This is a genomic window from Streptomyces sp. NPDC051940 (genome assembly GCF_040680895.1).
GTDB lineage: Bacteria > Actinomycetota > Actinomycetes > Streptomycetales > Streptomycetaceae > Streptomyces.
The window spans coordinates 25,700-46,587 of record NZ_JBFAXR010000006.1 but is presented as its reverse complement, the minus strand read 5'-3'; the positions used below and the strand labels follow the sequence as shown (position 1 = coordinate 46,587).

17 protein-coding genes are annotated in these 20,888 nt (G+C 72.5%); 11 read left to right on the top strand and 6 right to left on the bottom strand.

Features of this window, described 5'->3' with window-relative positions; translation table 11 throughout:
• Window positions 1-101 precede the first annotated feature (101 nt).
• Window positions 102-2,837, bottom strand: coding sequence for a Tat pathway signal sequence domain protein (locus AB0M28_RS04500; protein ID WP_365397787.1), 2,736 nt, complete (start codon window positions 2,835-2,837; stop codon window positions 102-104).
• A gap of 437 nt (window positions 2,838-3,274) precedes the next feature.
• On the opposite strand from AB0M28_RS04500, the gene AB0M28_RS04495 reads away from it, so the two are divergent.
• Genes AB0M28_RS04495 through AB0M28_RS04480 form a run of 4 tightly spaced genes read left to right on the top strand, consistent with a single transcriptional unit; the run spans window position 3,275 to window position 6,908 of the window.
• Entirely contained in the window at window positions 3,275-3,754 is a 480-nt protein-coding gene (locus AB0M28_RS04495) for a hypothetical protein (protein ID WP_365397588.1), read from the top strand.
• A 7-nt stretch (window positions 3,755-3,761) separates the two neighbouring features.
• Window positions 3,762-4,397, top strand: coding sequence for a PadR family transcriptional regulator (locus tag AB0M28_RS04490; RefSeq protein WP_365397585.1), 636 nt, complete (start codon window positions 3,762-3,764; stop codon window positions 4,395-4,397).
• Entirely contained in the window at window positions 4,394-5,626 is a 1,233-nt protein-coding gene (locus tag AB0M28_RS04485) for an NAD(P)/FAD-dependent oxidoreductase (RefSeq protein WP_365397582.1), read from the top strand. The genes AB0M28_RS04490 and AB0M28_RS04485 overlap by 4 nt, the downstream gene beginning before the upstream one ends.
• A 43-nt stretch (window positions 5,627-5,669) precedes the next feature.
• Window positions 5,670-6,908, top strand: a complete 1,239-nt coding sequence (locus AB0M28_RS04480; protein ID WP_365397579.1) for an RDD family protein — start codon at window positions 5,670-5,672, stop codon at window positions 6,906-6,908.
• A 300-nt stretch (window positions 6,909-7,208) separates the two neighbouring features.
• On the opposite strand, the gene AB0M28_RS04475 is transcribed toward AB0M28_RS04480, so the two are convergent.
• Both AB0M28_RS04475 and AB0M28_RS04470 read right to left on the bottom strand, forming a co-directional pair.
• Window positions 7,209-7,973 carry a TetR family transcriptional regulator gene (locus AB0M28_RS04475; protein WP_365397577.1) on the bottom strand — a complete coding sequence of 255 codons (765 nt, stop codon included), beginning with the start codon at window positions 7,971-7,973 and terminating at the stop codon, window positions 7,209-7,211.
• 22 nt (window positions 7,974-7,995) lie between these two features.
• Entirely contained in the window at window positions 7,996-9,798 is a 1,803-nt protein-coding gene (locus tag AB0M28_RS04470; RefSeq protein WP_365397574.1) for a 3-hydroxybutyryl-CoA dehydrogenase, read from the bottom strand.
• Window positions 9,799-10,105: 307 nt separating this feature from the next.
• Between AB0M28_RS04470 and AB0M28_RS04465 the strand changes: the two genes are divergently transcribed.
• The 3 genes from AB0M28_RS04465 to AB0M28_RS04455 all read left to right on the top strand — a co-directional run bounded on the left by AB0M28_RS04465 (window position 10,106) and on the right by AB0M28_RS04455 (window position 12,431).
• Window positions 10,106-11,320, top strand: coding sequence for a sialidase family protein (locus tag AB0M28_RS04465; protein WP_365397571.1), 1,215 nt, complete (start codon window positions 10,106-10,108; stop codon window positions 11,318-11,320).
• A 42-nt stretch (window positions 11,321-11,362) separates the two neighbouring features.
• Window positions 11,363-11,989 (top strand): HEAT repeat domain-containing protein, encoded by a 627-nt coding sequence (locus AB0M28_RS04460; RefSeq protein WP_365397568.1) that lies wholly within the window; start codon window positions 11,363-11,365, stop codon window positions 11,987-11,989.
• Between the two features lie 61 nt (window positions 11,990-12,050).
• Window positions 12,051-12,431: a VOC family protein gene (locus tag AB0M28_RS04455; protein WP_365397566.1), complete on the top strand. Its 381-nt coding sequence runs from the start codon at window positions 12,051-12,053 to the stop codon at window positions 12,429-12,431.
• A gap of 3 nt (window positions 12,432-12,434) precedes the next feature.
• Here the strand turns inward: AB0M28_RS04455 and AB0M28_RS04450 are convergent, their stop codons facing one another.
• Window positions 12,435-14,612 (bottom strand): MMPL family transporter, encoded by a 2,178-nt coding sequence (locus tag AB0M28_RS04450; protein ID WP_365397563.1) that lies wholly within the window; start codon window positions 14,610-14,612, stop codon window positions 12,435-12,437.
• Between the two features lie 58 nt (window positions 14,613-14,670).
• Window positions 14,671-15,348 carry a DUF2993 domain-containing protein gene (locus AB0M28_RS04445; protein ID WP_365397560.1) on the bottom strand — a complete coding sequence of 226 codons (678 nt, stop codon included), beginning with the start codon at window positions 15,346-15,348 and terminating at the stop codon, window positions 14,671-14,673.
• An 80-nt stretch (window positions 15,349-15,428) separates the two neighbouring features.
• Between AB0M28_RS04445 and AB0M28_RS04440 the strand changes: the two genes are divergently transcribed.
• The 3 genes from AB0M28_RS04440 to arc all read left to right on the top strand — a co-directional run bounded on the left by AB0M28_RS04440 (window position 15,429) and on the right by arc (window position 19,013).
• Entirely contained in the window at window positions 15,429-16,082 is a 654-nt protein-coding gene (locus AB0M28_RS04440; RefSeq protein ID WP_365397557.1) for a TetR family transcriptional regulator, read from the top strand.
• 148 nt (window positions 16,083-16,230) lie between these two features.
• Entirely contained in the window at window positions 16,231-17,304 is a 1,074-nt protein-coding gene (locus tag AB0M28_RS04435) for a hypothetical protein (RefSeq protein WP_365397555.1), read from the top strand.
• Window positions 17,301-19,013 (top strand): proteasome ATPase, encoded by a 1,713-nt coding sequence (gene arc / locus AB0M28_RS04430; RefSeq protein ID WP_365397552.1) that lies wholly within the window; start codon window positions 17,301-17,303, stop codon window positions 19,011-19,013. The genes AB0M28_RS04435 and arc overlap by 4 nt, the downstream gene beginning before the upstream one ends.
• Window positions 19,014-19,020: 7 nt before the next feature.
• Here arc and AB0M28_RS04425 read toward each other — a convergent pair whose 3' ends face one another.
• Window positions 19,021-20,088 (bottom strand): Rv2578c family radical SAM protein, encoded by a 1,068-nt coding sequence (locus tag AB0M28_RS04425; protein ID WP_365397549.1) that lies wholly within the window; start codon window positions 20,086-20,088, stop codon window positions 19,021-19,023.
• A 141-nt stretch (window positions 20,089-20,229) separates the two neighbouring features.
• On the opposite strand from AB0M28_RS04425, the gene AB0M28_RS04420 reads away from it, so the two are divergent.
• Window positions 20,230-20,673, top strand: a complete 444-nt coding sequence (locus AB0M28_RS04420) for an SRPBCC family protein (RefSeq protein ID WP_365397546.1) — start codon at window positions 20,230-20,232, stop codon at window positions 20,671-20,673.
• Window positions 20,674-20,888 lie beyond the last annotated feature (215 nt).

The following is a 20,888-nucleotide window of genomic DNA, read 5'->3' as shown; positions in this document are numbered from 1 at the left end:
AATTTCTCTCAGATGTCATCCGCAGATCACGGATGAGCGCTGGTACACGGGGTGCGGGGGTCCCTCGCTCCGCCGCACCCCGCTACGCCGAATGGGTGAACTCAGGCCCCGCCCTCCACGGTGACCGCGAAGACGTGCGCCCGTGCCGCCCCGTCCGGCGCGGCCAGGGTGACCGAGGTGAGCGTGCGGGCCGGGTCCACCGGCACCGTCTGGTGGAAGATCCCGCCGCGGGTCGGCAGCGGGCCCGTGCGGGTGTGGATCTGGCTCGTCGTGACCGGCTGGGTCTCGCCGTACGACGGGCTGTTCAGCCAGGACGTCAGGGCGATCTCCGCCGCCACCGCCGAGCCGTCCGCGTACGTCAGCGTCGCCGGGATCCGTACGTCGCCCGTGTCCCCGGCGCCCAGCACGTGCAGCTTCGCGTACCGGCCCGCGGGGACCTCCACCCGCTGTCCCGCGGCCAGCACGTTGTTCGCGGTGCCCTCCGCCCCGTTGACGAAGGCGAAGCCCACCCCGCCGTCCGTCAGGGTCCCCGTCTGCGGGAGCTGCGCCATCGGGTACGTACGCCCCGAGCCGTCGAAGTCGCCGTCGCCGAAGAACATCTCGGTCGTGATGCCGTCGTTGTTCAGGTACGGCCCCAGATCGACCCGCGTCGAGGCCCCCGCCGGCGGCAGCGGCTGCAGCCCCCAGCGCGGGGCGGGCACGGTGACCCGCACCGGCGCGACGCGCGGCGACACGGCCGTACCGGCCGGGTGCACCAGCGCCTCCCACCCCTGCGCGAGGTCCAGCTCGATCTCCCCGGGCGCCACCTCCCGCCACGCCGGAGCCGGGCCGCCCACCCCGGCGACCGTCACCGGACCGGCCAGCGAGTGCCGGATCCGGCACGGCTCGCCCGCCAGGCTGCGCACCCGCACCCAGCGCGTCTCCCCGCCCGCCCGGACCGCGCTGACCAGGAACGCGCCCTCCGTACGGAAGTCGTGCAGGGTGACGTCCCGCCAGTCGGCGGGGACACCGGGGAAGAAGCGGATGACCCCGCCCCAGCTCTGGCAGAGCATGTCGTGCATCGTCTGGGCACCCGACAGCGGTGTCTCGATGACCGGACCGGCCTCGTAGTACATGGTGTTGGGCTGGATGAAGCGGGCCACCAGCTCCCGCAGGTACCGCAGGGCGTCGTCGCCCCTGCCCAGCTGCGTGGAGATGGACGCCGCCCCCGTGAAGCTGTAGCCGCGCAGCGCGCCCTCGAAGCCGATCCAGTGCTCCAGGGACCGCTCGATCAGCTCGCGGCTCGCCGGGTCGTCTCCATTGACCAGGTAGAGCGGATAGACGGCCAGCATGTGCGAGTAGTGCCGGTGCGACTTGGCGAACGGAACGCCCGTGCCGATCATGAAGCCGTTCCGGTCCACCGGGTAGTCGACCAGCCGGTCCAGCACCTCCCGCCAGCGGGGCGCGAGTTCGTCGTCGATGTCCAGCGCCTTCGCCGATTCCAGCAGCGTGCGGCAGCTCCACCGGATCAGCGCCAGGTCGTAGTTGCAGTCCGGGGCGCTGCCGTACTCGGGGGAGAAGGTCTTCGGCAGGTGCAGCCGTCCGTCCGCGCCCTCGGTGAGGAAGTGCAGGTAGTAGTTCATCGCCCGGCGCAGCAGCGGGAAGACCGTGTCGCGCAGCAGACCGCGGTCCATCGAATGGCGGTAGTTGAGCCAGACGTTGTGCAGCGCCCACGGCAGGTCGCCGACCTCCGGATCGCCCACCCCGGGCACGCCGACGTAGCCCGCGTCGTCGCACTGGGCGTCCGTGCTGCGGCGCAGGCCCATCGAGTCGTGGCGGTACTCGGGACGCAGCGCGTCGACGAGGATGTCCGTGTTCTCGGCGAGCGTGCGCCCGATCGGGTCGAGCTCCAGATGGTTGGAGCCGTAGCACGGCCAGTACTCCAGCTGGGCGTTGAGGTTCCACCAGACGCTCGGCCAGGGCGTGGGCTCCAGCCAGGGGCCGGTGGTGGACATCACCGGAGCGTCCGCGCGGGCGGCGGAGGCCAGCTTGTAGAGCTGGATCCAGTAGAAGCTCTGCAGCAGGGCGTCCGGGACGGACAGGAAGCTCTTGCGGTAGAAGGCGTGCCACCACTCCCGGTGCGTACGCAGCAGGTCCGCCGGCGGCAGGGCGGCGGCCTCGCGGACCGCCGCCGTGACCCGGCCCTCGGCGCCCTCGCCGGGGTACGAGTGCGCCACGGACAGGTAGTACACCCGCTCCCGGCCGCCGCCGCGTTCCCGGTACGCCGAGGCGGTCTGCCCGCCCGCGGTCATCGGCTGGACGGTGACGCCGAGACCGTCGTCCTCCGTACGGGAGTCGAACGGCGGGTTCGGGACGAAACCCGCGGGCGGCTGCTCGCGGATGACGCGGGGGCTGACCGCCGCCGAGGGCCGGAACTCGAAGCGGAAACCCTCCTCGCCGCCGGTCGCCTCCACGGCCACGAGCAGCAGCGAGCGGTCGTTGTGCACCAGGGCGCGCAGGGTGAGCGTGCCGGCGTCGGTGGTCACCGTGCCGCGGAGCTCCGCCTGCCAGAGGTCCAGGCGGAGGTCCACGCCCGTGATCGTGCCCACGGGGTGGAGGAGTAGGTTGCCGACCGGGAGGCGGGCCACGCCCCATTCGTTGCCGAACGCGGGGCGGTGGTCCTGGACCTCGCTGTGGTGGACGGTGAAGCGCAGGGCGTTCGCGCCGGGCTCCTGGTAGACGATCGAGCCCAGCAGTCCGTTGCCCAGGAACGGGCCCTCGAACCAGGTACGGGGGAGGCGGTGCCAGGTGGGGTCCTGGGCGGACAGGAAGCGGTTCCACTCCTCGTCGGTCGTCATGCCGGTGAGGACCGGGCCGGCGGTGTCCGGTGCCTCGGCGGCGGTCGCCGCCGGGGTGGCCAGGAGTACCGGGGTGCCGCCTGCGGCGGCGGTCGCGGCTACGTGTCCCAGGAAGTTCCTTCTGCTGACCGCCATGCGGGTTTCCTTCCTTGTGGGGTGTGCGGGTCGCGTTGCGCTGTGGGGCCCTTGCGGGCTGCGCCCGCTTTTCGCGCCTGCGGCGCTCGTCCTCAAGCGCCGGACGGGCTGATGGTGGTGCCGTTCCGCTGCTTTCCTCGGATGTGTGCTGCCTCGCGGACTCTAGGAAGCGCTTTCTGGTCCGTCAATACAGCAGGTTCATCCGACCTCTCTCTAAATAGTTGACTCTGACTAATCAGAGCTGAATAATCTAAGTCAACCAGCAAGTACGGAGGCACCACCGACCGAGAGGGAGAACCCCGATGTTCGACACCGACACCCGTCAGGACGTCCAGGAGCGGATCGCCGCCCACCGCGACAGCGTGAAGCGGCTCGGCCACTGGACCACCGCCGGCGGCATCGAGGTCCGCGCCCACCGCGGCAGCGTGACGCTCGACCTGCGGTCCCCGCGGATCGCGGACGGCGGCGACATCCGGATCACCGTCGACCTCGACGGATCGACGCTGAAGCTGCTGCTCCCGGACGACGCCGTCATCGACGACTGGGACCTGAAGCGCGCCGGCCGCGGCGGCAAGGTCAAGGACGCCGAGGCCCCCACCGCCGGCGCCGGACGCCGGATCGTGCTCGCCGGTCACATGGGCAACAGCGAAATCCGCGTCAACCGTGGCGGAATCGCCGTACTCGCGGCACTCTTCTCCCGGGAGTTCCTCGCCGAGGCGCGGACCGCCCGGAAGCACGGCACGCACCCCTCCCTCCCGGACCCGGCCCGGACGGCGGCCTGAGACAGCGATGGCGAAGAAGCGCAAGGTCGGCAACCCCCTGGCCCTGGCGGTGCTCTCGTACCTGAGCCAGAAGCCGATGCACCCGTACGAACTCAGCCGCACCCTGCGGGACCACGGCGACGACCGCAGCATCAAGTTCAACCACGGCTCGCTGTACATGGTCGTCCAGCAGCTGGCCAAGGCCGGGTTCGTCGCCGAGCAGGAGACCGTGCGCGAGGGGCAGCGCCCCGAGCGCACGGTCTACGCCCTCACCGACGCCGGCCGCGCCGAACTGCGCGACTGGCTGCGCGAGATGCTCGAGGAGCCGGGGTTCGAGTACCCCCGGTTCGTCACCGCGCTGTCGCTGATCGCCGCACTGCCGCCGAGCGAGGTCGTCTCCCTGCTGCGGGGCCGGCTCTACCACCTCGCCGTGGCGCAGGAGGAGACCACGAAGCTGATCGACGGCGTACTCGCGCAGGGCGTGCCCGAACTGTTCGTGATCGAGGAGCAGTACCGGCTCGCCCAGCTGCGCACCGAGGCGCGTTTCACCGAGGAATTCCTGAAGCGCGTACAGGACCCGGACACCGAGTGGACCGCCGCGTGGGCGTCCTTCCACGGCGAGTCCGCCCCCGTAGACGACGCAGACGAAGAGGAACAGCCATGACACGCATACGCACCGCGACCGTCGTGGGCGGCGGCATCGCCGGACCGGCGCTCGCGATGGCCCTGCAGAAGGCGGGCATCGAGGCCGTCGTCCACGAGGCGTACGAGGGCACTGCCGAGGGCGTCGGCGGCGGCCTCAGCATCGCGCCCAACGGACTGAACGCCCTCGCCCTCATCGACGCCGACGAGGTCGTACGCGCCGTCGGCACGCCGATGCGCTCGATCGTCGTCAAGAGCTGGAACGGCAAGCAGCTGGCGGAGTTCGCGCCGCCTGCGGGGCTGCCCGACCAGCAACTCGTCTGGCGCTCCGAGCTGTACGCCGCGCTGTACGACGAGGCCGCCCGGCGCGGCGTGCGGATCGAGCACGGCAAGCGCCTGGTCGACGCGGACGAGACCGCCGACGGCGTCACCGCCCGCTTCGAGGACGGCACGGAGACCACCGCCGACATCCTCGTCGGCGCGGACGGCCTGCGCTCCACCACCCGCCGCCTGATCGACCCCGCCGCGCCCGCCCCGCGCTACCAGGGCCTGCTGAACTTCGGCGGCCGCTTCACCGGCACGGGCCTCGCGTCGACCGGCGGGAAGATGGCGATGAGCTTCGGCAAGCGCGCCTTCTTCGGCTGGCAGACGGAGGACGACGGCACGTGCGTGTGGTTCGTCAACCTGCCCCGGCGTGAGGCCATGACCCTCGCGGAGTGCCGGGCCGTCGACAAGGAGCAGTGGCGCCGCGAGCTGATCGAGGCGTTCACCGACGACGACAGCCCGGCCGCGGACGTCATCAAGGCGTGCCCGGTGGAGGAGCTGCTGATCGTCGGCCCGATGGAGGACCTGCCGCGGGTGCCGGTGTGGAGCCGCGGCCGCATGGTGCTCATCGGCGACTCCGCGCACGCGACCTCGCCCAGCTCCGGGCAGGGCGCCTCGCTCGCCGCGGAGAGCGCGGTGCAGCTGGCGCGCTGTCTGCGGGACCTGCCGTACGACCAGGCGTTCGCGGCGTACGAGGGGCTGCGGCGGGCCCGGTGCGAGAAGATCATCGCCACCGCGGCCCGTACCAACAGCAACAAGGCGGCCGGTCCCGTGGCCCGGGTGGTGCGGGACGCGCTGATGCCCGTGCTGATGAAGTCCATGGCGAAGCCGGAGAAGATGGCCTGGCAGTTCGGGTACCGGATCGACTGGGACGCGCAGGTCGAGCCCGTCCCGGCGAATGCCACAGGCGCGGCACAAAGCGCCTGAGGGCGTTGCGGGGGCCGGGTCGCTTCGGCAATGCTGCCGGACCATGAGCCAGTCGCACGCCCCGGACGGGGGCCGGTACGTGATACCTCAGCAGGTGGGCGGGCCGGGGGAGTTCGGCCCGCCTCCGGCCCCTATGGGGCCGGAGCCCGTCTATGCACCGGCGTACGCGCCGGGCGCCGTCCCCGACATCCGGCCGCGGATCGCCCTCTCCCTCGGCGACGACCTGCCCGTGGCCGGCACCGGGAAGCGGCTGCTCGCCTTCACCGTCGACCAGTTGATCGCCTGGACGCTGGTCGTGGCCTTCGGCGCGGCGATCAGCGGGGCGGTCGTGGCGTACGTCCACAGCCAGGTCACCGACCCCGTGTTCTGGCAGGACCTGCTGCAGCACTCGTTCCGCAGCGCCTGGCCGCGGCTCGTCTCCGGCCACGCGGAGGCCGCGGGGCAGGCGGCGCTGGACACGGCCGTGCACGACGTGGTCACCAAGCTCCTCGTCCCCGTGCTCGCGGGCGTCGCGGTGATCGTGCTCGCGGTGGCCTTCCTGCCGGTGGTCTACCAGTGGGCGGGGCTGTGCTGGTTCGGTACGACGCCGGGCCGCGCGCTGACCGGCGTCAAGGTGGCCCGCCCGCCGCACCCCCACGACCTCCCGGACAAGCGCACCCGCCGCCTCCCGGCCCGCCACGCCCTCACCCGCTCCCTGATCGGCCCTCCGCTGCTGGTCCTGGGCCTGCTGCTGGCGGTCCCCGCCGCGACCGGCATGGCGGCGCTGGGCGCGACGCCGACGGGCATCGTGGTCCTGATCGCGGGCCTGGCCCTGCTCCTGCTCGGCGTCTGGGACCCGATCCACGCCCTCCTGGCCAAGGACGGCATCCCCCGCACACTGCACGACCGGATGGCGGGCACGGTGGTCGTCGACCTCGAACGGGCGGCGACCGCCCGCCGGATGGCGGGCTCGGCGGGCACCCAGGCCCGCGAACTGGCAGCCGGGGCGGGCGCGCAGGCCCGCGAGCGGGCAGCCGGAGCGGGCGCCCAGGTCCGCGCCCAGGCGACCGACCGCCTGCAACAGGCCCGCGACAGCCAGGCCGCCCAGTCCGCGGCGGCCCGCCTCCACCAGGCCCGCCACAGCCAGGCAGGCCAAGCAGCGGCGGCCCGCCTGCAACAGGCCCGCGACAGCCAGCCCGGCCAGGCAGCGGCAGCCCGCCTCCACCAGGCCCGCCAGAGCGAAACAGCCAAACGCCTGAGCGCCCGCCTCCGCCGCGCGAAGGACAAACTGTCAGACGGCTGACACCCACGGCCGCGCGGCCGCTCCCAGCCTGCCCGGGCCAGTCAGATGGGCGGCCGCTCCCGGCCTGCCCGGAGGCCAGGGGCGGCCGCCTCGCAACCTGTCCGGCGCACGAGGGGGACGGCCGCACCCCAGCCCGTCCGGCGCTTGAGGACGAGGCGCGCAGCGCCGAAAAAACGGCGACCAGGCATCAGGGCGAAGGGCGCATCCCAGCCCGTCCGGCGCTTGAGGACGAGCGCCGCAGGCGCGACAGGGGGGTCTGGGGGCGCAGCCCCCAGGAAGCGGGACCGTATCCGAGGGACGCTACTTCCGCAGTGCCTTCTCGATCGTCCGCATAACCTCCCCGAGAGGCGCATCCGTACGCGCAACCGCAACAAGCACCTCATCCCCCGCCACAGCCGCCGCAGGCCGCGCCGCGGGAGGCCGCCCACCCCACCGCCCGATCCCCGCCCCGAACGTCTCCCGGACCACGTCGAAGGCGTGGTCCAGCTGCCCCTCCACGTCCCCCTTGCCCCCCGCCCGCAGCCACCGCCGCAGCACGTGGTTGTGCGCGGTGACGACCGCGGACGCCGCGACCTCCGCGAGCAGCGGATCGTCGTCGCCGTCGTGGTGCGCCCCCTCGTCGAAGTGCCCGAGGAGGTAGCGCGTGAACAGCCGCTCGTAGCGGGAGACCGAGGCGATCTCCCGCTCCCGCAGGGTCGGGACCTCACGGGTGAGCCGGTAGCGCTCGACCGACACCGCGGGGGAGGCCGCGTACATCCGCATGACCTCCTTGATCCCGCGGCAGATGGTGTCGAGCGGGTTCTCGTGCGGCGGAGCCGCGTCGAGGACCGCGTTCACGCGCTCGAGCGTGTCGTCGTGATCGGGGAAGATCGCCTCTTCCTTGGACCGGAAGTGCCGGAAGAACGTACGCCGCGCCACACCCGCCGCCGCGGCGATCTCGTCGACCGTCGTCGCCTCGTAGCCCTTGGTCGCGAACAGCTCCATCGCCGCCGCCGCGAGCTCGCGGCGCATCTTCAGCCGTTGACCGGCGGCGTTCGTACGCGTGGGCTTTGCAGGTTGCGACATGAGTGTGAACGTACTCCATGCACTAGCGCCGGGCATACTCGCGGAAGCCCCGCCCGGTCTTGCGCCCCAGACAGCCCGCCGCGACGAGGTGCTCGAGCAGCGGCGCGGGCGCCAGCCCGGGGTCGCGGAACTCGCGGTGCAGCACCTGTTCGATGGCCAGGGACACGTCGAGCCCGACGACGTCCAGCAGCTCGAAGGGGCCCATCGGATACCCGCCGCCGAGCTTCATCGCGGCGTCGATGTCGTCCGGGGTGGCGTAGTGCTCCTGGACCATCTTCACCGCGTTGTTCAGATACGGGAACAGCAGCGCGTTGACGATGAAGCCCGCCCGGTCGCCGCAGTCGACCCCGTGCTTGCGCACGGACGCGCAGACCGCGTGCACCGTGGCCCGCACGTCCTCACCGGTGAGCACGGTGCTCACGACCTCCACGAGCTTCATCGCGGGCGCCGGGTTGAAGAAGTGCATGCCGATGACGTCCTGCGGGCGGGACGTGGCGCGGGCACAGGCGATCACGGGCAGGGAGGACGTGGTCGTGGCGAGCACCGCGCCCGGCTTGCACACCTTGTCGAGGGTCGCGAAGAGCTGCGTCTTGACCTCCAGGTCCTCGGCCACCGCCTCCACCGCCAGGTCCACGTCCGCGAAGGCGTCGAGCGAGCCGGCCGGCGTGATCCGGGCGAGCGCCGCCTCGGCGTCCGCCTCGCTCAGCCGCTGCCTGGCGACCGAGCGCTGGAACGACTTGGCGATACGTGCCTTCGCCGACTCGGCCTTCTCGGGGCTGCGCGCCGCGAGCACCACCTGGTAGCCGGACTTCGCGAACACCTCCGCGATCCCGCTGGCCATCGTGCCGCTGCCCGCGACCCCGACCGAGGCGACCGGCCGCCCCCCGGCGGCCGCTCGTCCGTGGCCGGGCGTGAGGGCGTCCTCGACCACCTCGGCGCTGCCGGGGGCCGCGTAGGTGTAGAAGCCCCGGCCCGCCTTGCGGCCGGTCAGTCCGGCGGCGGCCAGCTGGCCCAGGATCGGGGCGGGGGCGTGCAGCCGGTCCTGGGAGGCGGCGTACATCGCCTCCAGGACCCTGCGGGCGGTGTCGACGCCGATCAGGTCGAGCAGCGCGAGCGGGCCCATGGGCAGCCCGCAGCCCAGCCGCATCGCGGCGTCGATGTCCTCGCGGGTCGCGTAGCGCGACTCGTACATCGCGGCGGCCTGGTTGAGGTAGCCGAAGAGCAGTCCGTCGGCGATGAAGCCGGGCCGGTCGCCGACCGCGACGGGCTCCTTGCCCAGTTCGACGGCGAGGTCGGTGACGGCCGCGACGGCGCGCGGGTCGGTGAGCACGGACGAGACGACCTCGACCAGCTTCATCGCCTGCACGGGGTTGAAGAAGTGCAGCCCCAGCACCCGTTCCGGATGCGCGGAGTCGGCGGCGAGCCGGGTCACGGAGAGGGCGTTGGTGCCGGTCGCCACGATCGTCTCCGGCCGCAGTACGCGGTCCAGTTCGGCGAGGACCTCGTGCTTGACGTCGTAGCTCTCCGGCACGACCTCGATGACCAGGTCGGCGGACGCGGCGGCCTCGATCTCGGTGAAGGTGCGGAACCGGGCCAGCGCGTCGCCGCGCTCGGCCTCCGTCATCCGGCCCCGCGCCACGGCACGCGCCGTCGACCGCTCCAGGGCGGTGGCGGCCTGCCGGGTGGCGGCGGCGCTGACGTCGATGCCGACGACCTCGCGGCCGGCCCGGGCGAGCACCTCGGCGATGCCGGTGCCCATGGTGCCGAGGCCTACGACGGCGACGGTGCGCAGGGGGGAGGGGGTGTCGGGGATCTCAGGGGACATGGCGGGACTCCAAGCGCGGTCGGCTGCCGCGGGGCGCGCGCTGGGGCGCCCACGTGCGGCGGAAGCGAGCTGAGGAAGGGGCGGCCGGCCCTGTCCCGGGGCCGGGCCGTGCGGTGAAGTCCACTGAACCGAGTGCAACACGGCGACTGCGTCACCAGTCACCAGAGCGGGGTCCCGCTCGTACGAGCAGAGTAACTCATGAGTAACCCCCGCGCCAGAGGGGACGGGGAACGGCCGCGCCCCCGGCGGTGTACGGGCTCTACCGGCGGCCACCAGCCAGGGTGGGCCACGACCAGGGTGAGGTCACATGCGGCACGGTTCCCTGCGATACCCGGTGGCCGCGGCCGCCCTGCTCCTGCTGGCCGGCTGCGGACCCGAGGCGGCGGACGCCGGCCGGGCCCCCGCGGACGTCCCGTACCCGGTCGGCGCCCTGCCCCCGCGGCTCCCGGCCGCCGGACCGCCCGGCGAAGCCGGCGGCTGGGACGTACTCTCCGCCGACTTCCACGACACCACGCACGGCTTCGCGCTCCTCTACCGCTGCCCCCAGGACGGCGACCCCGTCGCCCGCTGCGAGCAGCGGCTCTCCGTGCTCGACGACGGGGGCTGGGCCGAACGCACCGTCCCGCTGCCGCCGGCGGGCGGCGACGACGGCGTCTCGGCCGTCGTCACCTCCCTCGGCCCGCGCACCGCCCTCGTGACCGACTACACCGTCGACCGCGACGCCCCGGGCCTCTTCACGACGGACGGCGGCCGCACCTGGACGAAGGTCGACCGGGACGCCTCCGGCACCACGGTCCGGATCCCGGACGGCGTCTCCCCGGCCTTCTGGTGCGACAGTCCCGACGAGAACATGGACTGCGAGCGGCCCCGGCTCGCCGCCCACGACCCGGCCACGGGACGGCTGCGCGTCCTCGCCGTACAGCCCCCGCTGGACCTCGCCCACGACTGGCGGGTGGAGCCCCTCGCCGACGGCACGTGGTGGGTGTGGGGCAGGGACCCCGCGTCGGGCGACCTGGTCGTCGCCTCGTCCCGCGACGACGGCCGCAGCTGGCGTACGAGCCGGCTCGCCGGCGATCCGGGGGACGTGATGCGGGTGGACGTCTTCGGTACGACAGGGCGCACCCTGTACGCGAGCCTGGCTCGGGAGTCCACCGCCACGGCCGAGACGACCAAGAACCCCCTCTCCGCGGTCTACGCCAGCACCGACGGCGGCCGCACCTGGGACCGGCGCTGGACGCACCGGCAGGGACGCGCGCCGTGGTCGGCGCTCGGCACCCCGCTCGTCGGGGCGGACGGCAGCCTGCTGCTGGTGACGGAGGACGACCGGGTGTTCCGCAGCCGCGACGGCGCCCGCACCTTCGCACCCGGCGGGTCGCCCGACGACGCACCCGGCGCGGGCCGTTGGGTGTGGCGTACACGCGCCGGCTATCTGCTGACCGACGGGGCGACGATCCGGCTCTCCGCCGACGGCACACGTTGGAGTGAACACCATCCTGCTGAACCGTTCGGCCGGCGCGGCTGACCGCCTACCCTGAACCTGTCATGCACGGCAGGGGGGCGCCATATGCACTCGCGCGACGACGACTTCCGGGCGCTGACCGAGCGGGTCCGGGGGGAGTTGAAGGGCCACGGCCAGTGGGCCCTGTACGAGCGCACCGTCACCTTCGCCCGCCAGGGCACGTCCACCGCGCGCGACGAACTGGCCCGCACCCTCGAGCTCCCCGGCCACCCCCTGTGGGCCCGGGAGCTCGCCGCCTTCTCCCTGGGGACGCTCGGTGACCGGCGGGCGTTCGAGACGCTCGTCCTGCTGCTCAACTACCGCGATCCGGTGCGGGCCGCCACGGCCGCCGAGGCCCTGGCCCGCCTCGGCGACCCCCGCACCGCCCGCGCGGCGGCCGCGCTGGCGACGAACCCGCTGCGTACGTCGTACTCGCTGCACGCCGTGCGGCTGCTGGGCCGGCTGCGGGCGCCGGAGTCCGTACCCGCGCTGATCAGCGCGCTGGAGCGGCTGGTCCAGGGACCGGACCACCACTGGGCGGTGGCCGCGGCCTGCATCGAGGCGCTCGGGGCCATGGGCGACGACCGCGCGGTCCCGGTGCTCAGCTCGGCCCGCGTCTTCCCCGAACTGCGGGAACCGGCGGGCGGCGCGCTCGCCCGCATCTGGCGCGAGTCGCCGCCGTCGAGCGCGTGACGGGGCCGCCCCACGCACGGCCCCCCGTGCGCCGCCGCCCACCGCGACGTACCGTCGCGGTATGTCCGTCATGCTGAACCACACGATCGTCGAATCCGAGGACAAGAAGCGGTCCGCCGAGTTCACGGCGCGGATCCTGGGGCTCGAAGTCGGCCCGCAGTACGGGCCGTTCCTGCCGGTGGAGACCGGCAACGGCGTCACGCTCGACTTCATGGACGTACCGGCCGGGGCGGTGTCCACGCAGCACTACGCGTTCCTCGTGTCGGAGGAGGAGTTCGACGAGATCTTCGCCCGGCTGCGGGCGGAGGACGTGACGTACTACGCCGACCCCTTCCACCGCAGGCCGGGTGAGATCAACCGCAACGACGGCGGACGCGGGACGTACTTCGCCGACCCGAGCGGCCACAATCTGGAGATCATCACCCGGCCTTACGGCGGCTGACCGTCACACCCCGACCGGCTCGGCGGCCTCTCGTGCCGGGGGCTGCGCGGCGGCCAGCTTCTCGCCCTCGACGTCCAGTTCGGGCAGCAGGCGGGCCAGCGGCCGCGGCAGCCACCAGGCCGCCCGGCCGGTGAGGGCGAGCACGGCCGGCACGAGCGTCATCCGCACCACGAACGCGTCGACCAGCACACCGAGGGCGAGGGCGAACGCGATCGGCTTGAAGATCGCGTCACCGCCCGGGATGAAGCCCGCGAACACCGAGAACATGATCAGCGCGGCCGCCGTGACGACGCGCGCGGCGTGCCGGCCGCCGGAGACGACCGCCTGACGGGGCGGGGCCCCGTGGACGTACGCCTCGCGCATCCGGGAGACGAGGAACACCTCGTAGTCCATGGCGAGTCCGAACAGCACCGACATCAGGATGATCGGCAGGAAGCTCACCACCGGCCCCGTCTTCTCCACGCCCAGCAGATCCGCCGCCCAGCCCCACTGGAAGACCGCCACGACCGCCCCGAACGACGCGGCGACCGACAGCAGGAAGCCGAGCGCCGCCTTCACCGGCACGACCACCGAGCGGAACACCAGCAGGAGCAGCAGCAGCGACAGTCCGACGACGATCCCGGCGAACGGGAGCAGCGAGTCGGCCAGCCGGTCCGACACGTCGATGTTGACCGCCGTCGAGCCCGTCACCGAGATACGGGAGCCGGAGCCGTCCTCCCACGCCGGCGCCCGGTCGCGGATCTCCCGGACCAGGTCCGTGGTGCGCTCGTCGGAGGGGCCGGTCCCGGGCACCACCTGGATCAGGGCGCTGCCCGAGGCGGAGTCGAGCTGCGGCTGCGACACGGCCGCGACACCGGGCAGCCCGCCGAGGTCCGAGGCGAGCGTCCGCGCCGACTCGGGGGTGGACTCCTCGGCGAGGACGAGCAGCGGGCCGTTGGCGCCCGCCCCGAAACGGGCGTCGATCAGGTCGTACGCCCGGCGCTGGGTGGTGTCGGCGGCCGCGGTGCCGTTGTCGGGCAGCGCGAGCTGCAGATCGCGGGCCGGTACGGCGACCGCGCCCAGGGCGGCGACCACCACCAGGACCGTGACCAGGGGCTTTTTGATGACCAGTCGCGTCCATCGCTCCCCGCCGCTGGAGTCGGCCGTCTCACGGCGCTCGGCCCGCGATCCGGGCTTCGGCCGCAGCCGTTCGCCCGCGAGGCCGAACAGGGCGGGCAGCAGCGTCAGCGCCACGGCCACCGCGACCAGGACGGCGCCGGCGGCGCCCAGTCCCATCACCGTGAGGAACGGGATCCTTACCACGGCCAGCGCGCACAGCGCGATCACGACGGTCAGCCCGGCGAAGACCACCGCGCTGCCGGCGGTGGCGGTGGCGCGGCCCGTCGACTCCTCGGGGGCCATGCCGTGGGCGAGTTGGGAGCGGTGGCGGGAGAGGATGAACAGGGCGTAGTCGATGCCGACCGCCAGGCCCAGCATCAGCGCGAGCGTCGGCGCCGTACTGGACACGGAGACGACGTCGGTCAGCGCCAGCAGCCCCAGCAGCCCCACGGCGACGCCGGTGAGGGCGGTGACCAGCGGGATGCCGGCGGAGAACAGCGAGCCGAAGGTGAGGGCGAGCACCGCCAGGGCCACGACCACGCCGGCGGCCTCCTTGGCGTGTCCGCCCTCCTGCGGCTGGTTGGTGTAGGCCGCGCCGCCCACCTCGACCGTCAGCCCGGTGTCCCGCGCGGCCGACGCGGTCTCCTCCAGGGCGTCGAGGGAGTGTTCGCCGAGGTCGTCCTTGGCGACGGTGTACTGCACCTGGCCGAGAGCGGCCGTACGGTCCGGGCTGACGGCCTTCACCTGGAACGGGTCCACGACGGCGGCCACCTGCGGCGCCTTCGCCGCCTCGGCCATCGTCCGCCCGACGGCGGAGGCGTAGGGCTCCTCGGTGATCCGGTGGCCCTCGGGGGCGGCGAAGACCATCTGCGCGCTGGTGCCGGAGGCCTCGGGGAACGTGCGGGCCATGGAGTCGAGGGCCTGCTGGGATTCCGAGCCGGGGATGGTGAACTCGTTGTCCAGTTCGCCGCCGAACGCGAACAGGCAGCTCGCGACGGCCGCCAGCACGGCGAGCCAGCCGCCGAGCACGGCGCGTCGGCGCCGGTAGGCCGCGCGGCCGAGGCGGTACAGGAGTGTGGCCATGGGGAAGTGCTCCTTGGAGGGTGGGTCCGGTACGTGTTCTCGGGTTCGGGTACGCCGGTCAGACCGCGAACCGCGCGGGTCCGCCGGTCAGTTGCAGTCGCAGGCCGTCTTCGGTGACGGAGAGGGAGCGGGGCCGCAGGTCCAGGGGCAGACCGGTGAGCGGGATCGTGCGGGCGGCCTGCTCCGTGACGCGGTCCGCGAGCAGCGGGGGGAGGGCGGTGCCGTCGAAGGTCGGCTCGCCGGGGCGCAGTTCGATCCGGGTGCCGTCCAGGGCGGGGGTGAGCGGGATCCGTACCAGGCCGCCCGGTCCGGCATGCGCGACGAGCACACCGGCCCCGGGGTCGGCCTCCACGACCGCGCCCGCGTCCGCGCCGAGGGCGTCGGCGCCGACGTCCGCCCGTACGGAGCTGCGCCGGACCGAGACGCCGTCGTCGCGCCGCTCGACGTCGGACAGGCGGGCGTCGAAGGAGATGCCGGAGAAGTCGCCGAACGTCGCGTCGTGCCCGCTGACGCCGACCTCCGGGAAGCCGCCCTCGGCGAGGTGCAGCAGCACCGGTGAGGTGCCGAACCGGATCTCCGGCCGCACCTTCAGGCGCCGCTCCGCGCCGTCCGCCATCCGTCCGGCGACCACGGACCGGGCCGCGACCTCGGCGACCAGTGCCAGGCAGACGGCGAGCCCGAGGGCGCCGAGCAGCAGGAGAGGGCGGCGGCGTAGGGCCGTACCGAAAAATGTCACGACTGACACGTTAGCGGAAAAGTGTCAGTGCTGACACTTTCGCTGACGGGTGTGTGCGGGAGGCATGGGAAGATGCCTGCGTGAGCGCGACGGGACTGCGTGAGCAGAAGAAGGCGGCGACGAGGCAGGCGCTGCAGCAGGCTGCCCTGCTGCTCTTCGAGGAGCACGGCTTCGAGCGGACGACGGTCAAGGACATCGCGGCCGCGGCCGGGGTGACGGAGCGGACGTTCTTCCGCTACTTCCCGTCCAAGGAGGACCTGGTCCTGGGGGAGCTGTTCGACCTGCTGCCCCTGATCGTGAAGGGCATCCGCGGCCGTCCCGCGGCGGAGCCGCCGCAGACGGCGATCCTGGGCACGCTGCTGGCCCTCGCCGACGCACGGGGTTCGGGCCTGGCCATCCTCTTCACCGGGCCGCCGGCCCGGATGATGGGGACGCCGACGCGGCCGGCGCTCCCGGTGCTCTTCGAGTTCGAGAACGGCATCGCGGAGGCGGTGCGCGGGCGCCTCCGCGGGGGCGGGGCGATCGGGGGGCGCGAGGACGCGGCCGGCGCGATCGGCGGGGACACGGCCGGTGACGAGGACGCGGACCTGCGGGCCGCGGTGATCGCGCGGGCGGCGGTGTCAGCGATGCGCAGCGCGCTGCTCGCCCATGCCGACCGGACCGAGCCGGACCGCCCGGACCCGGAGCTGTTCCTCGACCTCCTGCGCAAGTCCTTCGGCGTGCTGGGGGCCTGAGGGTCCTGCCCCGGCCCTTTCGGCGGCGGGGGCGTCCGCTGCTCCAACACGCCTCGCCGCGCGCACCGCTGTGCCACACTGCTTCTCACCGCAGTCGTACCTACCGTACCGCCGACTGCGGGAGCGGACTGGGCCGGGGGGCGAATCCATGTTCGGTGACGACATTCCGCGCACCAAAGCGCTGGAATCCTATGAAGGTGCCTATCCGCTCTACCAGCAGTTCGCCGTCACCCTGAAGAATCTGACGCAGAACTTCTGCGAACAGCACGGGATGAAGATCCAGACGGTCGAGGCGCGCGCCAAGGAGCCCGCGAGCGTCCTCGGGAAACTCGACCGGCACCCGGGCTACCGGACCCTGTCCGATATCGAGGATCTGTGCGGCGTCAGAGTCGTCACGTTCTACCTGGACGACATCCAGCGCGTGCGGAACATGCTCCGCGCCGAGTTCGAGATCCTGAAGGAGGAGAGCCGTCAGGCGTCCTCACCGGACGCCTTCGGCTATCGCAGCCTCCATCTCATCGCGCGGTTACCCGACCGGCGCCGCGAGCTGATCGAGTACCGGGCCTTCGCGGACCTGCGCATCGAATTCCAGGTGAGGACGGTACTGCAGCATGCCTGGGGGGTGATCAGCCATGCCCTGGACTACAAGACCGAGAACGCCGTTCCCGCCGAAGTCCGCAGGAAGCTGTTCCGGGTGGCGGCCCTCCTGGAAACGGGTGACGAGTTGTTCGGGGCGTTCCGGTCCGAGGTGGAGGCGATTCGCGCCGGTTATGAGCACCAGGTCACCGCGGAGGACTGGCGCGCACTGCCCCTCGACCTCGATTCGGTGATCGCGAGCAGGGAAAGGCTGCCCGTCGACGAAGTCGTCGCGGTCGCCGAACGCGCCGGATTCTCCGTAACGGAACAGCCGCACGGTGTGCCGGAGTCCCCGTCCGACTTCTCGCTCAACAATCTGCTCTCCCTCACGTCCGTCGCCGGGGCGCAGACCCTGGGGGATTTCGCCGATCTGATGAAATCCACCACCCAGGAATCAGACAGCCTCGCGGAACTCACCCGGGAGAGCAGAAGCCGGGGGTTCGTCCCCGACGGCAATCCGTGGGACGTCGTCGTCCTGTCGATGCTGTTCCGCGATCCCGACCTGCGGGTCCGGGGCGCCGTCCCGTTCCGCGAGGAGCTCGAGGATTCCCTGGACGCCGTGCTGCGCCACAGGGAGGCGAAATGAGCGACAGCCGTACGCCGGGGGAGGGCGCGTCCGCAGCGGGCGGGGAGCGGTCCGTCCCGGAGCCCGGGCCCGAGGAACCGCGGATGGCGGCCCTGGAGGAGCGGGTGGGTGAGCTGACGGCCGAACTGGCGGGCGTGGCCGCGCAGAACGCGCGGCTGGCAGGCACCCTCCGCGAGGCCCGCGACCAGATCGTGGCCCTGAAGGAGGAGGTCGACCGGCTCGCGCAGCCGCCGGCCACCTTTGCCGTGTTCCTGCAGGCCAATGAGGACGGCACGGCCGACATCTTCACCGGGGGCCGCAAGCTCCGGGTGAACGTCAGCCCGAGTCTGGATCCCGACGACCTCAAGCGCGGTCAGGAGCTGATGCTCAACGAAGCCCTCAACGTGGTCGAGGCGATGGAGTTCGAGCGCGCCGGGGACATCGTCACCCTCAAGGAGGTCCTCGAGGACGGCGAGCGGGCCCTGGTCCTCGCGCACGCCGACGAGGAGCGCGTGGTGCGGCTCGCCGAGCCGCTGCTGGACACCGTGATCCGGCCCGGCGACGCCCTGCTGCTGGAGCCCCGCTCCGGCCATGCCTACGAGGTCGTCCCCAAGAGCGAGGTCGAGGACCTCGTCCTGGAGGAGGTCCCGGACGTCGGTTACGGCGAGATCGGCGGCCTGGACAAGGAGATCCAGCGCATCCGCAACGCGGTCGAACTCCCCTACCTGCACCCGGAGCTGTTCCGGCGCCTCGGCATCCGGCCGCCGAAGGGCATCCTCCTGTACGGTCCGCCCGGCTGCGGCAAGACCATGATCGCCAAGGCCGTCGCCAGCTCCCTGGCCAAGAAGGTCCACGAGGTGACCGGGCAGGCCGCGGGCCGCTCGTACTTCCTCAACATCAAGGGCCCCGAGCTTCTCAACAAGTACGTCGGCGAGACCGAGCGCCAGATCCGCCTCGTCTTCCAGCGGGCCCGCGAGAAGGCCTCCGAGGGCACCCCCGTCATCGTCTTCTTCGACGAGATGGACTCCCTGTTCCGCACCCGCGGCTCTGGCATCAGCTCGGACGTGGAGAACACCATCGTCCCCCAGCTGCTCGCCGAGATCGACGGCGTCGAGGGGTTGGAGAACGTCATCGTCATCGGCGCCTCCAACCGCGAGGACATGATCGACCCCGCGATCCTGCGCCCCGGCCGGCTGGACCTGAAGGTCAGGGTCGCCAGGCCCGACGAGGCGGCCGCGCGGGAGATCCTGTCGCGGCATCTCGGGCCCGACGTGCCCGTCCACCCCGGGGATCTGGGGGTGCACGGCGGAGACGCCCCGGCCGCCCTTGACAACATGATGCGCAGGCTCGTCGAGTACCTCTACGCGAAGGAGCCGGCGAACGAGTTCCTGGAGGTCAAGTTCGAGAACGGTGAGCGTGAGCTGCTGTACTTCAAGGACTTCTGCTCGGGGGCGACCATCCGCAACATCGTCGACCGGGCCAAACTGGCCCTCATCACCAGGCATCTGGAGAGCGGGGAGCCGCTCGGGCTGCGGGTCCAGGACCTGCTTCGGGCGGCCGCCGAGGAGATCCTGGCCATCGAGGACCTGACCAGTGCCACGACCCCGGACGACTGGGCGCGGATCTCCGGCAGGAAGGGCGAGCGGATCGTGTATGTCCGGACGATCACGAGTGACGGCACCGGGCGGGGCGGCCGGGCGGTCGCCACGGGCAACTACTCGCTGTCGTAGCGGGCGCTCAGAGCAGCGTCAGCTGCGTGGCCTCCTCCGGCTCCGCCGTCGCATCCGCCGTCGCGTCCGCCGTCCTTTCCGGCACCGGGATGCGCCGGGCGGCGCCCCGGCCCGACGGGCCGATGCCCGCCTCCTGGGCGAACTCGTGGACCTGGCGCGTTATCTGCCGCTGGTACCACGTCGGCGCGTAGCTGCCGCCCGCGTACATCGTGCGGTAGCGGTGGACGAGGTGCGGGTGGTGCTCCGCCAGCCAGGCCATGAACCACTCCCGGGCGCCCGGGCGCAGGTGGAGCACCAGGGGCGTGACCGACGTGGCGCCCGCGGCGGCGATCGCGCGGACGGTGGCGCGCAGCTGCTCCGGCGAGTCGCTCAGGAACGGGATCACCGGCGCCATCAGCACACCGCAGCCGATGCCGTGGGCGGTCAGGGTGCGTACGACGTCGAGGCGGCGCTGCGGAGCCGGCGTGCCCGGCTCCACGGTGCGCCACAGCTCCTGGTCGAGGAAGCCGACGGAGACGGCCACGCCGACCTCGGTGACCTGGGCCGACTCCTTCAGCAGGGGGAGGTCGCGGAGGATCAGGGTGCCCTTGGTCAGGATCGAGAAGGGGTTCGCGTAGTCCCGCAGCGCGGCCAGGATGCGCGGCATCAGGGCGTAACGGCCCTCCGCCCGCTGGTAGCAGTCCACGTTCGTGCCCATGGCGATGTGCGCGCCGTGCCAGCGCTTGGCCGCCAGCTCCCGGCGCAGCAGATCGCCGGCGTTGACCTTGACGACGATCTGCGAGTCGAAGCCGAGGCCGGTGTCCAGGTCGAGATAGCTGTGCGTCTTGCGCGCGAAGCAGTACACGCACGCGTGCGAGCAGCCCCGGTACGGGTTCACCGTCCACTCGAAGGGCATCCGGGAGGCGCCCGGGACGCGGTTGATGATCGAGCGGGCGCGGATCTCGTGGAAGGTGATGCCGCGGAACTCGGGTGTGTCGAAGCGGCGTATCACCGCCCCCGTGCCGAACAGGGCCGCGGGGGAGGCCGCCGGCCGCTGCTCCCCGGACTCGTCGTTCGTCAGGTTCTCCCACCTCATGCGGACCTCCAGTGTCGCTCCGCCCGAGAATAGAACAGCTGTTCCCTTCCCGTCGAGTCCACTTTCGGGTGAACCTGCGACGCGCCCCGCACCCCGGGGGGCGATTTGGCGCCCGTCCCCGCGCGGTGGTTGGCTGGGCCCATGGGACAGGTCGAAGCCACCACTGAGCGCGTCATCGACGCCAAGCCCGAGGACGTCTTCGATGCCCTGGCGGACTACGCCGGGGCGCGGCAGCGGGTGCTGCCCGCGAACTACAGCGCGTACGAGATCCGCGAGGGCGGCGACGGTGAGGGCACCGTCGTGCGCTGGAAGCTGCAGGCGACCAAGAAGCGGGTCCGGGACTGCCTGATCGAGGCCAGCGAGCCGACGGACGGCGAGCTCGTCGAGAAGGACCGCAACTCCAGCATGGTGACGAAGTGGGTCGTCACTCCTGCCGGCGACGGCGGGGCGCGCGTCGTCGTCACCACGGTGTGGGACGGCGCGAGCGGCATCGGCGGCTTCTTCGAGCGCACCTTCGCCCCGAAGGGCCTCGCCCGCATCTACGACGAGCTGCTGGACAACCTCGCCCGGGAGATGGCGAAGTAGCCGACTGTCCGGCCGGCGCCCCGGCCGGAGTAGCCCGGACGGCCGGTTGATCCGGTCACCGGATCGGGTGGATTCGGCGGGGCGGGTGTGTGAACGCCCGCCCCGCGCGCTCCGGCGTGAACCCCCAGCTGAGAGGCCCGCGCCCGCCTCCCGTACCGCCCTCGGTGACCACCGCGGAGTGGTTTGAACGCACTTGCTCGTTGTTGTCGCCCGAT